The sequence below is a fragment of the Planctomycetota bacterium genome (genome assembly GCA_016125255.1).
Taxonomy (GTDB): Bacteria; Planctomycetota; Phycisphaerae; order Phycisphaerales; family Zrk34; genus RI-421.
In genome coordinates this window covers 120,385-135,867 of sequence record WGMD01000011.1, presented here as the reverse complement: position 1 = coordinate 135,867, position 15,483 = coordinate 120,385, and the positions used below count along the sequence as shown (strand labels likewise).

The following is a 15,483-nucleotide window of genomic DNA, read 5'->3' as shown; positions in this document are numbered from 1 at the left end:
GCGGGAAATTACCTTGCGGGCGATAAGGGGCGGATCGTAGCATTGTGGCATGAGGATCAAGCCATTCCGTGCCATGCTCGCGACATTCCCTCTGTTGATCGCGATGGCCGCCGTTTCAACCGCCTCCGCGGCGGAGCGCGTTTCCTACAATCAGACCATCCGCCCCATCCTCTCCGAGCACTGCTTCGCGTGCCACGGCCCCGACTCCTCCGCACGCAAGAAAAACCTCCGGCTCGATCAGCCCGACATCGCTGCCGCCAAACTCGATGACGGACGCATCGCCATCGTCCCCGGCGACGCGAACGCCAGCGAACTCGTCCGTCGCATCTTCAATCCGAACATCGACGACCGGATGCCCCCCGCCGACACGCACAAGCCGCTCAGCGAAGCCCAGAAGATCGCGCTGCGCACATGGATCGCGCAGGGTGCGGTGTACGAGAAGCAATGGTCCTTCATCGAACCCGTCAAACCCGAACCGCCGCAGGTCAAACATCCCGAGCAGGCGCGCAATGCGATCGACCACTTCGTCCTCGCCAAGCTCGACGCGGAGGGCCTCGCCCCCGCGCCCCCCGCCGACCGCATCACGCTCATCCGCCGCCTGTCGCTCGATCTGATCGGCTTGCCTCCGACGCCCGACGAAGTCGACGCCTTTGTCGCCGACACGTCGCCGGATGCGTACGACAAGCTCGTCGACCGGCTGCTGGCGAACCCGGCGTTCGGGGAGCGCATGGCGATCGTCTGGCTCGATGCCGCCCGATTCTCCGACACCAACGGGTTCTCGATCGATGAGCACCGCAACATGTGGCCCTGGCGCGATTGGGTCATCGATGCCTTCAATCGCAATGAACCCTATGACCAGTTCATCACCGAGCAGCTCGCCGGTGATCTTCTGCCAAACGCCACCGACCGCCAGAAGCTCGCCACCGGGTTCCTGCGCAATTCAATGAGCACGCACGAAGGCGGCACGCTGCCGGAGGAATACCGCGTCATTTATATCGGCGACAAGATCGACACCGTCGCGTCATCGATGCTCGGCCTGACGCTGCGTTGCTGCCAGTGTCACGATCACAAGTACGACCCGCTGACGCAGCATGACTATTACAGCATGTTCGCTTTCTTCGGCCAGTCGATCGAACCGGGCCAGGGTATGCACAATGCCGACCCCCCGCCCGTACTCGACGTCGAGCCGGTGCTCGGCGACGTCGCGTCGATGCGGGCGGATCTTCAGCGACGCATCGACAATCTCGAACATCTGCGCTACGCCCCGACGGCCGCGCTGGATCGCGAACGCGCCCAATGGGAATCGCAGCAGTTCGGCTCCTCCAAGCCGCACGATGACAGGTTCGACTTCCCCCCGTCGGAGGGCGACGGAGCGATTGTGCCGCAATGGATCTGGGCCGCGCAGACAAGCGATGGTCAGCACGTGACGCTGCATCGCACGATCGCGCTGGTCGCCGCGCCCAAGCGTGCTCAACTGTATGTTTGCGTCGATGACGGAGCGAGCGTGTCGTTGAACGGCAAGCCGATCGGCGCGGTGGATACCAGGCAAAGCTGGCACGGCCCGATCACGCTCGATGTGACGACCGCCTTGCACATCGGCGACAACGCACTCTCGATCGACGCGGCGAACGTCGGCGGGCCCGCGGCTCTGCTGGCCATCGTTGCGATCGAAGCGGCGGACGGGTCGGTGCAGTACATCGTCAGCGATGGGGCGTGGCGCGTCGGCGAAGGGGACACGACGCCCGCCACGATCATCGCCCCGCATGGGCAAGGGCCGTGGGGTCAGGTGTTCGGCCCCGGGGCCGGATCGCTGGACGCGGCGCTGCGTACGCCGATCAACAAGCGCACGCGCCAGCAGTGGCACGCGATCGCCGACGCCTTTGCCAAGGCGTCGGCGCTGATGAAGCTGCATGTTTTGAACATCGACACGGAGATCGGCTTTCTCCGCAAGCAGATCGAAGCGGGCAAGATTCGCGTGATGGTCATGGGCGAGGACCCCAAGCCGCGCCCGACGTACCGGCTCATCCGAGGCCAGTATGACCAGCCGGACAAATCACAGGCGCTGGCGCCCGACACGCCGGCGGCGCTGGGTCCGATGCCGGCGGGCGCGCCGAAGAATCGGTTGGGGCTGGCGATGTGGCTCACCGATCCGCACAATCCCTTGACGGCGCGCGTGGCGGTGAATCGCTGGTGGCAGATGCTCTTTTCGCGCGGCCTGGTGGCGACGGCCAACGACTTCGGCTCGCAGGGACAGTACCCGACGCATCCCGAGCTGCTCGACTTCCTCGCACGCACGTACATCGAAAGCGGTTGGGACACGAAGGCGATGATCCGCCTGATCGTCACCTCCGCGACGTATCGGCAGTCATCGAATGCGACGCGCGAGCTGCTGGAGCGCGATCCGGAGAACCGACTCCTGGCGCGCGGGGCGCGCTTCCGCCTGCCGGCGGAACTGGTGCGCGACAATGCCCTGGCGGTGAGCGGACTGCTCGATCGCGAGATGGGCGGGCCCAGCGCATTTGTCCCGCAGCCGGAGGGACTGTGGCGCGAGATCAGTCACTTCGGCTACCTCGGCGTGATCTACACCTCGCAGTCGTTCTACCCCGACGAAGGGGCCGATGCACATCGGCGAAGCGTTTACACTTACTGGAAGCGCACGAGTCCGCCCCCGGCGATGGCGGCTTTCGACGCGCCGACGCGCGAAGTGTGCACCATCACCCGCGCCACCACCAACACGCCGCTTCAATCGCTGGTGCTGCTCAACGATCCGCAGTTCGTCGAGGCGTCCAAGGCACTGGCGATGCGCGTCATGCACGAAGGCGCGAAGTCCGCGGACGAGCGCCTCGACGACATGATGCGCCGCGCCGCCGGTCGAAAGCCGGATGCGGACGAACGAACGATTCTCAAACGGCGTTACGAGCAGAGCGCCGCCCGATACGCGGCCGACCCCTCCTCCGCCGCCGCCCGACTCGCCGTCGGCGAGGCGCCGGTCGATGCGACGCTTGATCCGACGCAATGCGCGGCATGGATGGACGTGGCGTCATTGATCCTCAACCTTGACGAAGTCATCACGCGGGAGTGACAGCGATGGACCCCGGACGTCAATACGAACTGATGCTCACCCGCCGGCAGCTCTTTGACCGCACGAAGAACGCCGTCGGCGCCGCGGCGCTGGCGTCGCTGTTGGGGCGCAGCGCGATTGGCGCGCCCGCGGCGCGTACCGCCCTCGGCGGCCTGCCCGACCTGCCGCATTTCGCGCCGCGCGCGAAGCGCGCCATCTACCTCTTCCAATCCGGGGCGCCCAGTCACATCGACCTGTTCGACTACAAGCCGACGCTCGCCGCCGAGCATGGCAAGGAGTTGCCCGCTTCGGTGCGTGGAACGCAGCGCGTGACGGGCATGACTGTGAACCAGAAGCAGTTCCTCGTCGCCGGTCCGCTCAGGCCGTTCCGTCAGCATGGGCAGTGCGGGCGCTGGCTCAGCGATCTGATTCCGCACACCGCGTCGCTCGCCGACGAGATGTGCCTGCTCAAGGCCGTACACACCGAAGCGATCAATCACGACCCGGGCATCACGTTCATCAACACCGGCAATCAACAGATCGGCCACCCGTCCCTCGGGGCCTGGCTCAGCTACGGGCTCGGCTCGGAGAATCAGAATCTGCCCGCGTACATGGTGCTCATCAGTCAAGGCACGGGCAAGAACCCCGGCCAGCCCATCTTCGCCCGCCTCTGGGGCAGCGGCTACCTGCCGAGCCGACACCAGGGCGTTCGCCTCCGCCCCGGCTCAAACCCCGTCCTTTACCTGGCCAACCCGGCGGGCGTGGAGCGCGAAGACCGTCGTCATCTGCTCGACGACCTGGCGGCGATGAACGAACATCGCATGCAACTCACCGGCGATCCTGAAATCGAAACGCGCCTCGCGCAGTACGAGATGGCCTACCGCATGCAGGCCTCGGTGCCGGACTTGACGGACTTATCCGACGAGCCGGCGCACACGTTCGAAATGTACGGCCCGGAATCGCGCACGCCCGGGTCCTATGCGGCGAATTGCCTCCTCGCACGCCGCATGATCGAGCGCGGCGTGCGCTTCGTGCAGCTATTTCATCGCGGTTGGGACCAGCACGACAACCTCAAGACGCAATTGACCAATCAGTGTCGCGACACCGATCAGCCCACCGCCGCGCTCGTCAATGATCTGAAGCAGCGGGGCCTGCTCGATGAGACGCTGGTCATCTGGGGCGGGGAGTTCGGGCGCACCGCCTACAGCCAGGGCGCGCTCGGCAATGGTCGAGATCATCACGGCCGATGCTTCTCCGTCTGGATGGCGGGCGGGGGCGTCAAGCCGGGCATCGAACATGGCGCGACCGATGACTACTGCTACAACATCGCCTCCGGCGGCGTGCACATCCATGATCTGAACGCCACCATCCTCCACTGCCTGGGCATCGATCATGAACGCCTGACGTTCCGATTCCAGGGGCTCGATCAGCGGCTGACCGGCGTCGAAACGCATGCGCCGGTCTTCGATGTGCTCGCCTGATTCGATTCGACCGTCGCGACGAGGCGCATGTCGCGATTGAGTTTAGCGGCGTGGCGCCAGGTCTGCGTCACCGACTCGGATACCACGCGATCGAACCCCGCCGCGCGAAGCTCGGCTTCGAGCGTCGCCGGCGTCCAGCCCCATTTATGCACCTGCCACACGCCGTCGCGCGCGATGTCCGGCGGATAGCCGAACAGGCCGATCGTCCCCATGTCGTACCCGCGCGGGTCCGCATGCTTGCCGATCATCGCGGCGCACGCCTGCATGTTGGGCAATTCAAGCATGAGCTGCCCGCCGACTTTGAGCACGCGACGCCATTCAACGAGTGCCGCGCGGGCCTCATCGAGCGTCAGATGTTCGAACAGATGACACGCTTCGATGGCGTCGACGCTCGCGTCGGCGAAGTGCGAAAGGTCGTCGGCCGTCGCAACCACGTCCGGGTTGAAGGCGGCGTTGGCGTCGATGTTGACCCATCCGTCGCGCTTGTCGGGGCCGCAGCCGAGGTGGAGTTTCACGGCATCATCCGGGGCTCCCCGCTCTGCGAAGCCCGCCGGCGAAGCAGAGTCGCTGCGCTCAGCCCGCGGCTTTGAGGGAACGCGGCGGCGGGCGAAGATGGCGACCCGGCGCTGCGTCGAATAGTCATCGACATTGCGCAGGCCGAACGGCGCGCCGAAGTCGGCTTCGAGCACTTCGGCGTCGAAGCCGAGTGATTCGATGGCGGCGATCAGCTTGGGCAGATGGGGCACGATCTTGTCGAGCGTGGCGTCGATGGCGTTGAAGTTCAGATCGCCCGGCTCGCGGATCATCGACTCGTGCTCATCGCCGACGCGCGTATCGATGAGCATCACCTCGCGCGTCATTTCGGCCGCCCATTTGAGCACGTCGCGGTAGTTGGCGATGTGATACAGAATGCCGGCGCACAAGGTGAAATCGAACGGCCCGCGCTCGCGGATCGCCGGCCAGTCGTTCGCGTCGGCGATATTGCCCAGCAGAAATTCGTACCGCCCCTTGTCCAGAAACTGATTCGTGTCCCAGTAAAGCTGCGCCTGCGCGACGTGCTTGGGCCGACCTTCCATACCGAGCACACTCGCCGCACCGTGCTCCGCGTAGCGTGCGGACCAGTATGCGCAGTTGCACGCCAGATCGAGCACTTTTTTGCCGGAAAAGTCGTAGTTTTCGACCACGCGATCGACGAGCACGCGCCGCCTTGCCGCGATGCGGTTGCTGAGCCAATCGGCGCGCCATTCCGTCTTCACCCCCGGCGGCACGCGCAGCTCGCCCAGCGACACCGGCACGAACCACGGATGCAGTTTCGCCGCCGCATCGACGGTTTCACGCTTCGGAAATCCGATCTGCCCCGCCTTGCGATGCACCTTCTTCGACTTGGCCGCGTTGCGATCCGTGCCGCAGCGCCGCTCCGCTTCATCAAGCCGACCGCTCAGGCCAAGCAGTTCGTCTTCGTTGAACGCGCGGGCCCAGTACGCTTTGTGATAACTGAACGTGTTGTACTCGATCCCGAATTTCGCCGCGGCTTCGAAGAACAGTTCGTCCCAGTTCTCGCCGTAGCGTTCGCGCATGATGCGGTAGGCGAACCGGGCCGCCTCGGCCTGATAGTCGTCCCGGCTGATCGTGTTCGTGCCCGACTGGCCGTACGTCGATCCGCCCAGATGCTTCATCATCAGCTTGTCGTGATAGGCGATGAAGTAACCGGCACTGTTGAGCTTGTAGGCCAGTTCGTGAATCGCGCCCCAGCAGAACTTGAACGACGGATCAAGGAAACCGATGCTTTCGACGACATCCGCGCGCATCATGAACCCGAGATAGTCGCAGAGGCAGACCGCATGCCAGTCGCGCCCCGCTTGCGGGTAACCCTGCGGGAAATGCCCATCGACATTCATCGGCGAGCAGATCGCCATGCGGTCATCGCTTTTCATCGCACTGATGAGCGCGGCCGCGGGGTCGAGCGTTCCGGGGGCGTCGAAGCGGACATCGTTGTGCAGGACCCAGTAGTAGTCATATCCGCCGCGCATGCGGGCGAGGTTCAGCGCGATGTTGTGGCCGTGACATTTGCCGAGAAATTCGCCATTTTCGTCGGCGTAGCTGATCGTCGAATGTTCGCAGAGCTTGTCGGGCGTCGTGCCGGACTCGACGGTGAGGATGTCCAGGTCAATGGTGTGACATGTTTCGCGCAGGTTCTTGACGGCGTCGCGCACCAGGTCCGGCCGATTGCGCGAGGCGATCAGTGCGGCGACCTTCGGGCGGCGGGGTTGGGGTTGCGTCACGCGTAGGCCTCCTCGCGGTGCTCGATGCGGACCTGGGTCAGTTCGTCTTCGAGGCGGCGCTTCAGTTCCTCGACGATGATGCACGAGCGGTGCCGGCCGGACGAACAGCCGATACCGACGCGGACATCGTCGTCGGCGTCCATGACCACGCGCAGCAGCGGGATGACGGCTTCGATGAACTTCTGAGCGGCCGGCTGATCGAGCACGAAGCGTCGCATCTTCGGGCACGGCTGAGAGAACAGGTCCCACTCGGCCTGCCGGGCGGGGTTGGTCAGGAAGCTGACATCGAAGTAGTAGTTGGCGTTGGGCTGACCGTATTTGAATCCGAAGCTGATGAGCGTCAGGCGACGCTGGCGACGGGGCGCGGTCACGCTCGAAGCCGCCGCGGCGGTCTTTGCGGTATCGTGAATCATGCTGGTTATATCGGACAATACGACAAGTCGTCTCCAAGACAGGTATGCTGGCTGCTTGGATCAAGACAAGGTGGGCCACGAAGGCGCGAAGACGCGAAGGAAGGCAAAGAAGATTGAACTTTGAAGATTCGATCTCCCCTGTCTTCACTTCGCGTCTTCGTGGCCAATCCTTCTTTGTCTTACAATGCCCCAATGGCGCGGAATGTGGTCATCATGGGGTCGGGGCGGAGCGGGACGAGTCTGGTCGCCGGCTCGATCGCGGGCAGTTTGACGGGGTATCACCTGGGCGAGCGGCTCGTCGAGGCGCGCGAGGCGAATCCGAAGGGGTTTTTCGAGAGCCGGTCGATCAATGCGATCAACGAGGCGATCATGGGGCCGGTGGTGGAGGCGATGACGGACGGGCCGGGGCATCGGCAGTACTGGCTCGCCGCCCTGCCGCCGGAGGTTCAGTTCACTTCATTGACCGGCGTTCAGGAGCGGGTCGATGAGGCGGTGAGCCGGGTTCCGTGGTGCTATAAGGATCCGCGGTTCTGCTACACGCTGCCGGCGTGGCGCCCGCGGATCGGGGATGCGGCGCTTCTGTGCGTGTTCCGACATCCGGGGGCGACGGCGGCGAGCATCGTCAAGGAAGTGAACACCGCTCCGTATCTGCGCGATCTGTCGATGAGCATCGAGCAGGCGATGGAGGTGTGGTGCGCGATGTACGGGCGCGTGCTCGATCAACTGGCCGATCAGGGCGACTGGCTCTTCGTGCATGCGCAGCAGATGTTCGACCCGGCGGCGCTGGACCGACTTGACGCGTTCATCGATGCGAAAGTCGATCGCGACTTTCCGACGCCGTCGCTGCAGCGGAGCGAACCGGCGGGTGCGACGGAGCGGGCGATGAAGTTGTACAAACAGCTGTGCGAACGGGCGGGGTGGGACGAAAGGCGGGGTTAGCCACGAAGGCGCGAAGACGCGAAGGAAGGCAAAGAAGATTGAACTTTGAAGATTCGATCTCCCCTGTCTTCCTTCGCGTCTTTGCGCCTTCGTGGCTGATTCTCTGATGCCAATCGGCGCATGAAAAAACCGCGTGAAGGGTCACGCGGTTTTAAGAGTGCGGGCGATAGGAGTCGAACCTACACGGGATTTTACTCCCACTAGGACCTGAACCTAGCGCGTCTGCCAATTCCGCCACGCCCGCGGGGATCAATAGTTTAGGGGGTCGAGGGGTAAAAGCAAATCAATTGGCGTGTGGAGTTGGGAATGCGGAATGGGGAGTGAAGAAGGGGGAGAAGCACGCCGCGAGCGGCGTCGCTGAACGGGGGAGCGGGTCATTGTCCGGTGTCGGGGATGCGGACGAGGAAGCTGGGTTGGGTGGAGACTTTGTCGCCGCGTTTTTCCCGGATGGTTTCACCGTTGGCGAGGTTGTAGGGGAAGCGCTGCTGGAGGGCGAGGATGGGTGCGGCGTAGGTGGTTTCACCGTTGGATTGGACGTTGAGGGCTTCGGGGCCGAAGACGCCGACGGTGACCATGGAGCGGTTGGGGCCATGATAGTAGTAGGCCTCGACGCCTTCTTTGCGAAGTGCGGCGACGGCCTGCTCGGCGACTTTGCGGTAGTCGCTCTTGCCGGAGATGTCATCGTAGAAGCCGACCTGGAGCGTGTAGAGACCGCGGGAGCGGGCGCCGCGGAGATCGTATTCGGGCATGGAGCCCTGGTTGTGTGTGATGACGGGAACGAGCATGGCGGCGGGAACGTTGACGCGGTGCGATTCGCGCATCTGCCGCCAGCGTTCGACGTCGGCCTGCGCGTCCTTGTCCTGCGGGCTGGGGTAGTGACCAGCGTAGACCATCGTTCCATCGGGTTCATCGGCGAGCCAGATATCCTTGAAGCCGGATTGGGCCAGGAGTTGAGCTTTGGCTTTCTCGGCCCGGGCGAGGTGGTCGAGACCTTCGATGCGGCCCAGGCCGATGGCCCACGGGAATTCGCCGGCGGCGTCGGGGGATTGGGTGTTGGTCTTCTTCGTGCCGCCGAGTCCGAACCAGCCGGCGTCGTCCTTGGAGTTGTCGGGCGCTTTGCGTTCGGAGTCGGAGAACTGGCCGTAACTCACGCCGACGACGTGCTCCTCGCAGCCGGCGAGCAGCGCGATCAACACGACAAGGCAAAGCAGTTTCAAGCTAGAGGTCGTCATCATTTGTGAGTGTACCCGATCAATGGACGATGACCAGCGGCGCTTGGGACAGCACGTTGCGGGCTCTGACTCCTCGCTGTAATGTGACGATCGAACTGTCCAAGCGGGAGGACGCGCGGCGACACGGGAAGACACGGGAAACGTGCCCGAAAACAAAGGACTTATATCAATTGGATGCGGGAAGTGGCGAGGGTGAGAATGGGAATCGAAATGTCCAAACGGGGGGCTGCGGGAAGGTTTTGTGACGCATCTTGGCCAAACCAAACCGCACTGGCGCTATCAAAAACCGTGTTTCATGCCTGGGGCGCTCTCGACATTCGGCGCACTCTCGGCGCGGTTATTGGGCGTCCTGATCGGGAAGCGGGGGCATTCCTTTACGCTGGCGGCGGGCGTTCTCATGACGCCGCCGGTGGGCAGCCAGGCGTCGGCCCACGCTGTCCGCATCATGGGCGTCGGCGGGATCGTCCGCGAGGCCGACGCCGACCAGCATGGCGTCCTGGACCAATGCGGCCGTCTTGCGGAACTCGACGATGAACCGCGACAACGACGACTTGAGCATCACCAGCCCATGCGTATCAAAGACCCACTGAATTAGCTCGTCGTGCCTTTCGACGTTCGTCACCAGACGAAGGCATACTTCCGACAGGTCCTTGTCGGCCAGGGCCATCAGCTTGTTCCGGCACGGCCTGATCCGCATCCGCTGGATCGTGTGACGGATGATTGATTCGTAGGTGTCATTGGGCATGGTGGTTGCTCCGTCAGGCGGCTTCGGTCTGCTCGATGTGCCGGTCGGCGATGGTGCAGATATGAGCGCCATGCGCCGAGTGAATGAGCTTCAAGGCGTTGATCATGCGGTCGCGTGTGACCGCTTCGCCGGGCCATCGCGTGCGGCAAAGCTCAAGGATGCGACGCACGAGGCGGAGACAGCCGTAGCCGGGCAGGCACGCCAACGCCCAGGCCAGTTCAAACCCGCCGTCGCCGAACCGCACCTTCATCTTGCCGAAAAGGCGGCGACATTCGTCCTTCGTGTAGAGCGGCGGGCCGAGCTTCGCACGACGACTGCCGGGGTCCTGCTCGGCGTCGTAAATCACGTCCATCGCATTGAAGCGAAGGCAGCGTGAAGCCATCTGACCGCGACCCGCCGACTGATCGCTGATGCGGTCGATAATCTCGTATGTCCCGGCCATGATGACCGACACGCCGGCCCGGTCGTGAATCGTGCGAATCGTGCCGAAGCAACTGGGGTTCAGGCGGTGCGACTCATCGAGCACGATCGGGCGGCTCGTGCCCTTGAGCTTGTCCACGATGTGCTGCAACATGCGGGCCTTGTTGATCGAATAGCTCGTGATGCCGATGGTGCGGCAAAGCTCTTCAAGGAACGCCTTGGGCGTCATGGTTTCGTCGCAGTACATGTAGAAGCCCGACCGCTCTTCGGCGCAAAGCTCCAGCAGCATCGTCTTCCCCGACCCCGCCGGCGACACGATCGCCGCCATCGCCGTCGTGTCGCACGCGACATTGATGACCGTCCGCATGCGCTCGGCGATCTGCGTCGGCACGTAATCGACTTCGATCGCGGCGTGACGGCGGCGCGCGTCCTGCTCAAGCCAGTTGTTGACCTGGCGTGTGATGCGCTGCACGTCGCCCTTCTGATACTTGCCCGATCGCCACTGGCTGACGACGCCGTTGCTGACGCCGATCTTTCGGGCGACCTGACTGATCGTGACCTGGTGTTCGGCGATGTAGGCGTTGAACGTGCCGACAACGCCGGCGATCTGTTCGTCGGTAAGGGTCTGGTCCACAGGCAGCATCCTTGCTTGCTTGAGAATCCGAGCTTCAATGCTCAGCTCGTCGATGATGGGGTGGTCATTGTCCATGCGTCACCATCCGCCGAGTAGGTCGTTGTCCTGGTCCGCGTCGAACCGCTGCGGCGTGCTGTACGCCGATGACCAGGCGAGCGGGTCCGCATCGCTCGCATGGTTTGTGTGCGACTCCGCGCCCGCCGCCTTGCGGCTTCGATGGCCTTTCGACTCGCCATCGACAGGCGTTTGAATGATTTTTAACGTTGTCGGATCAGCCGCTTGCTGATCGGGTTCGTTCGACCGTGCGACATGCTCGGCAAGCCTTTCCTCGTCGCTGAGGTACTCCACTTCCCGATTGTCCGCGACGTACTTGAAGCTGCGGTTATAAGCCGACTTCTGCCGCGCCATGCCCGCGACGTGCTGACGATTGATCGGGTCGGCGTGACGCCCGCCGGTCGCGTTGATTTGAGCGGTGCAGATGAACTCGAACTGCATCGACCGGACGCTAATCGTGCGCATGTCGTTCGGGTCGTAGGCCACGCGCACGGTTTCCTTCGTGCCCTTGAAGCGGCGAAGCGCGTCGGAGAACTGACCGTATCGAAGTCGCCCGCCGGCGACGGTGATCGTGATGCCGTTGCGCCCAACGCGCACGGGCTTGTGATGCTGCATCAATAGCAGGTCGAGCGACGACGGATCGGCCATGACGCGCCGCGTCTGACACCAACGCGCCATCGCCTGGACGGGCGAGAGTCGCGCCCTGTCCGAATCAACCATGTCGTCAATCGTGTGATCGGCGTCTTTGTTGTAGCCCTCGACGAACTCCCCGAATCGCTCGCGGACATGCTCGAACGTCGGCACTTTGTGCAGGTCCTTCACGACATCCTTGAGCTGCTCCGGCTTGCGCATCGGGTCCGGGCCGGTGTAGGTGGCGAACGTCTTGTCAAAGTGATCGCCGACCGTCGCATACCATCGCTCTTGCCGCGCCTTGCCCTGCGGGTTGTGCGCGATGGCGAAGTGAGCTTCGATGCCCAGGTGCTTGAGCAGTCCGCCGGTTTTGTCTTCGTCGAGTTGCACGCGGACCTTGCTCAACCGCTGACGCTTCGTGCGGCCGTGGAAGCTGTAGCAATCGAAGTCGCGCCCGTTGTCCATCCAGATAAACAGCGGACCGCCCATGTTCGTTTCGTCGAGCAGGCCCATACGAAGCGCGGCAAGGATCGTGCTGGAGTTGGGATTCTCGCTCATCGCCCAACCGACAATCTTCCTCGTGCGCCAGTCCAGCCATGTCGTGATGTACGGACGGAAGATGTGATCGCGGATGCGACACAGCAGGTCCAGCGGACGATGATCGCCGACCCAACACTGACCGGCGGCGAACCGCTCCGTATCCTGCTCGATATACGCTGCAAACTGACTGCGCCATCGCGCCGGGTCGCGGTGCATCACCTGCTGCTCTTTGGGTATCCGATCATCAAGCTGGCGGATGAGACTGGCGTACGAACACCACGCCACGCCGTGACCTTCCGCCCACTCGCCGGCCCGCTTCCAGCAGCTTCGTTTCGACGGCTTGCGCTGTTCCAGGAAGATGCCCTTGAAGTAATTCCAGGCGGTCGGGTCGCCCTGATTCTTCTGATCGCCCCCGCGATCGTCGGCGAGCTTGTGAACATCCTCCGGCCCGTGGTACGCGCGATCCCAACGGCGCAGCGTTCGAGCCGACACGCTGAACGTGATGCCCGACTCCGCGAGCTTGACTTGCTCCGTCGCGGTCAGTTGCTCGGCGAAGCGATCGACCCAAGCGCTGACCGGCCCCGGCCGCGTCGATCGCATGTGCCGGTATAGCTCCAGGCAACGCAGCTTCGCATAGATGACCGTCCGCTGTTTGTCGGTGAAGCGGTCCAGGTGCGAAGGTCGGTCGGCCTGCTCGACGTGAAGGCGGTGGTCCATGCTCCGACGCACGAACCACTGCGCGGGCGAACCCTTCATCACCTGCGCCTTCATCGCCAGCCCGCGCGCCTCAAGCTCTTCACGGCATCGACGCGAAAGCGAATCGCGATGAGCACCCAGACGCGCCGCCGCGTCATCGACGGCGATCCAGTCCGACCAGTTGATCGGGGCGGGGGCGTTCTTGCGCACGGCCTCAGCCATGATCGCCCCTTTCCTGATCATCCAGGCCGTCGCACGCGCGGCGCATCTCCGACACGACGATCGAAGCGGCGGCGAAGCCGGCGGCGGTGCGCGCGATGAGTTCGGCTTTCACCGAGCCGAATTTTTCGACAGTCGCGGCGATGCCGTTCGTGTGGAGATACTGACACTCAAGGCGATGATCGAGCACGCCGGCGAGGCAGCGATCCAGCGACGCTTCGGCGAGCATGAGGGCTTCACGCTGTTCGGGTGTGCTCAAGCTGCACCGCCTTCATCCATGATGAGCGCGTCGAGCTTGGCGAACGTGTCCGCGTCGATCGACGCAACGCCTTTGCCGATGGCGTCGGCGATGGACTCGCCGTCGAGTTCGGCGCTCATGCCCAAGCTGTACACTTCCATGAAGGCGTGCCCTAGCTCATGCCAGAGCACAAAGCGCCGGTGCGACAGTGGGACGGAATCAGAGATGAGAATGTCGCAGGTGTTGCCGCAGATGAGGCCGTTGACGTATTTGCCTTCGTCGTCGAACCAAAGCTGGCCCCGACAAAGTGAGACAGTGTAGTCGAACGGTCCGATCTTGACCGTCATCGTGCGGATGCGCTGCGCTTTCATGCGGCGCTCTTCGAGCGTCAACGCGGGCGGGATCGCGCTCCCGCCTGCGGTCTTTCGCGCGGCCTTGTGCGCGGCTGGTGTTGATGTGTGTGCGGTCGCTTCCATGCGACGGGAGTTGTCCTGTGTGGATCGGGAGCGTACGCTCATGGTTAAGCCTTTCGGTTGAGTGACTCGGTTCTGGCAAGTTCTGAACACTCGGCCGAAGGGTTTTTTCATGCGCCCTTCGTGGCCGGTCGAGCCGGCAAAATCTCCTATCAAAAAAACTTGACGACACTATTGTTTTTGTCATAGTATTCATAGTTGATCAACTAGTCAATTAAACGCAAGGAAGCTATCATGACACACTCAAGCGACTCTGCTACTATCTCGCCAATGAAGGCGGATGCTCCGATTTTTACGCAGAAGTTGGCGAAGTTGATGGAGACGCGGACCGCTCCGGCGGTAGCAGCGTCTGCGGGCATTCAGGCGCAATCGATCTACGATTACATCAGCAAAGGCGTCACTCCGAGGGCGCTCACGTGCCTTCGTATCGCATACGCTTGCGGTGTTCCCGTCCAGTGGCTCATCGACGATGAGATGCCGATTGAACCCATCCCGACCGCCGCTTCGCTCATTGATGACGATGAACTGATGCGCGAAGTTGTGAAGCGTTTTTCCGCCAGCGCGATCATGCTTTCGTCGCTGCTTGACCGTGCGGAGCGGATCGACTGGGAAGCGGCGGCGGCGGCGATGGACGAGAATCCCAACGCGCGCGAAGATGACTACGACGCAAAGACGGAAGCGGCGATCGACGTGGCCGACGCGATGTATCTGCTCATCACGAATACGATCGACCGCTTCGACTCGGCGCTGATCGCCTGCGATTCTCGCGCGGTCAAGTTCGGCGAAGTGGACCAGCGCAAGGGGCCGCTGCGGGAATGGTTCTTCGATCGCGCCAATGCGATCTACTCACGTCTGACGGCAACGGACAACGCACGCTCCACGTTCATGGCCCGCCTCATGGGCCGCGCGCATGTCAACGAACCCGACATGATCATCGGTCGGCTCGAAGAGGCCCTGACGCGCTACGGCGTCTGACCACCATCCCCAACTCATCGGAGTGCGACATCATGTCACATGCCCATGGCAATCTATTCGATGGCATCACCGCGATCCAAGACGCCGGCGGCATCGACGGCTTTGCGCGTGAAGTATTGGCCGAAACAAAGACGTTGGGCTTCAAGCGGTTGGACGAGCGGAAGATTACGAACAAGCGCGACGCCATCGACGTATTCGACGCCGCGCTCGACGATGTGCTGATCCGCCGGCTCGACGATGACGGCAGGCGGATCATGAAAGAGGCCGCCATCGAAGCTCTGATGCAGGGCGATCCGAATGGGAAATTGACTGCGGCAGATAGCGCGCGCGTCGATGCTGCAACGATGCGAGCCGTGGATCGTCTTGATGCGGTGGGACGTGCGGTCATTGAGAAGGTATACCAAATAAAAGCCAATAAAAAATAAGCATTGCACAGGATTTACAAGCGTCA

At 63.1% G+C, this 15,483-nt stretch carries 13 protein-coding genes and 1 tRNA gene; 5 read left to right on the top strand and 9 right to left on the bottom strand.

Annotation, left to right across the window (positions count from 1 at the left end; genetic code table 11):
* Positions 1–49: 49 nt before the first annotated feature.
* Together GC162_10935 and GC162_10930 are read left to right on the top strand one after the other, a co-directional pair.
* The gene (locus GC162_10935) at positions 50–3,082 is read left to right on the top strand and encodes a DUF1553 domain-containing protein (GenBank protein MBI1369154.1); all 3,033 of its coding nucleotides are present in this window, start codon (positions 50–52) and stop codon (positions 3,080–3,082) included.
* Between the two features lie 5 nt (positions 3,083–3,087).
* Complete coding sequence (locus GC162_10930; GenBank protein MBI1369153.1) at positions 3,088–4,542, top strand: DUF1501 domain-containing protein; 1,455 nt, start codon at positions 3,088–3,090, stop codon at positions 4,540–4,542.
* On the opposite strand, the gene GC162_10925 is transcribed toward GC162_10930, so the two are convergent.
* Both GC162_10925 and GC162_10920 read right to left on the bottom strand, forming a co-directional pair.
* Positions 4,488–6,824, bottom strand: coding sequence for a methyltransferase domain-containing protein (locus tag GC162_10925; protein ID MBI1369152.1), 2,337 nt, complete (start codon positions 6,822–6,824; stop codon positions 4,488–4,490). The genes GC162_10930 and GC162_10925 overlap by 55 nt on opposite strands.
* On the bottom strand, positions 6,821–7,237 hold the full coding sequence (locus GC162_10920; GenBank protein ID MBI1369151.1) for a hypothetical protein: 417 nt from the start codon (positions 7,235–7,237) through the stop codon (positions 6,821–6,823). Before GC162_10920 ends, GC162_10925 begins: the two co-directional genes overlap by 4 nt.
* Before the next feature lie 192 nt (positions 7,238–7,429).
* Here GC162_10920 and GC162_10915 point away from each other — a divergent pair, with 192 nt between their 5' ends.
* Positions 7,430–8,176 (top strand): hypothetical protein, encoded by a 747-nt coding sequence (locus tag GC162_10915; GenBank protein ID MBI1369150.1) that lies wholly within the window; start codon positions 7,430–7,432, stop codon positions 8,174–8,176.
* A 158-nt stretch (positions 8,177–8,334) separates the two neighbouring features.
* Here the strand turns inward: GC162_10915 and GC162_10910 are convergent.
* The 7 genes from GC162_10910 to GC162_10880 form a co-directional block, all read right to left on the bottom strand.
* Positions 8,335–8,420, bottom strand: a tRNA-Leu gene (locus GC162_10910).
* 130 nt (positions 8,421–8,550) lie between these two features.
* Positions 8,551–9,411, bottom strand: a complete 861-nt coding sequence (locus GC162_10905) for a hypothetical protein (GenBank protein MBI1369149.1) — start codon at positions 9,409–9,411, stop codon at positions 8,551–8,553.
* A gap of 334 nt (positions 9,412–9,745) precedes the next feature.
* Positions 9,746–10,153, bottom strand: coding sequence for a hypothetical protein (locus tag GC162_10900; protein MBI1369148.1), 408 nt, complete (start codon positions 10,151–10,153; stop codon positions 9,746–9,748).
* Between the two features lie 13 nt (positions 10,154–10,166).
* Positions 10,167–11,282 (bottom strand): AAA family ATPase, encoded by a 1,116-nt coding sequence (locus GC162_10895; protein MBI1369147.1) that lies wholly within the window; start codon positions 11,280–11,282, stop codon positions 10,167–10,169.
* Between the two features lie 3 nt (positions 11,283–11,285).
* Positions 11,286–13,370 carry a DDE-type integrase/transposase/recombinase gene (locus tag GC162_10890; GenBank protein MBI1369146.1) on the bottom strand — a complete coding sequence of 695 codons (2,085 nt, stop codon included), beginning with the start codon at positions 13,368–13,370 and terminating at the stop codon, positions 11,286–11,288.
* Positions 13,342–13,605 carry a hypothetical protein gene (locus GC162_10885; protein ID MBI1369145.1) on the bottom strand — a complete coding sequence of 88 codons (264 nt, stop codon included), beginning with the start codon at positions 13,603–13,605 and terminating at the stop codon, positions 13,342–13,344. The genes GC162_10890 and GC162_10885 overlap by 29 nt, the downstream gene beginning before the upstream one ends.
* Complete coding sequence (locus GC162_10880; GenBank protein MBI1369144.1) at positions 13,602–14,171, bottom strand: hypothetical protein; 570 nt, start codon at positions 14,169–14,171, stop codon at positions 13,602–13,604. Before GC162_10880 ends, GC162_10885 begins: the two co-directional genes overlap by 4 nt.
* Before the next feature lie 360 nt (positions 14,172–14,531).
* Here GC162_10880 and GC162_10875 point away from each other — a divergent pair, with 360 nt between their 5' ends.
* Both GC162_10875 and GC162_10870 read left to right on the top strand, forming a co-directional pair.
* Positions 14,532–15,032 carry a hypothetical protein gene (locus GC162_10875; protein ID MBI1369143.1) on the top strand — a complete coding sequence of 167 codons (501 nt, stop codon included), beginning with the start codon at positions 14,532–14,534 and terminating at the stop codon, positions 15,030–15,032.
* Between the two features lie 32 nt (positions 15,033–15,064).
* Complete coding sequence (locus GC162_10870) at positions 15,065–15,457, top strand: hypothetical protein (GenBank protein MBI1369142.1); 393 nt, start codon at positions 15,065–15,067, stop codon at positions 15,455–15,457.
* The last annotated feature ends 26 nt before the right edge of the window (positions 15,458–15,483 follow it).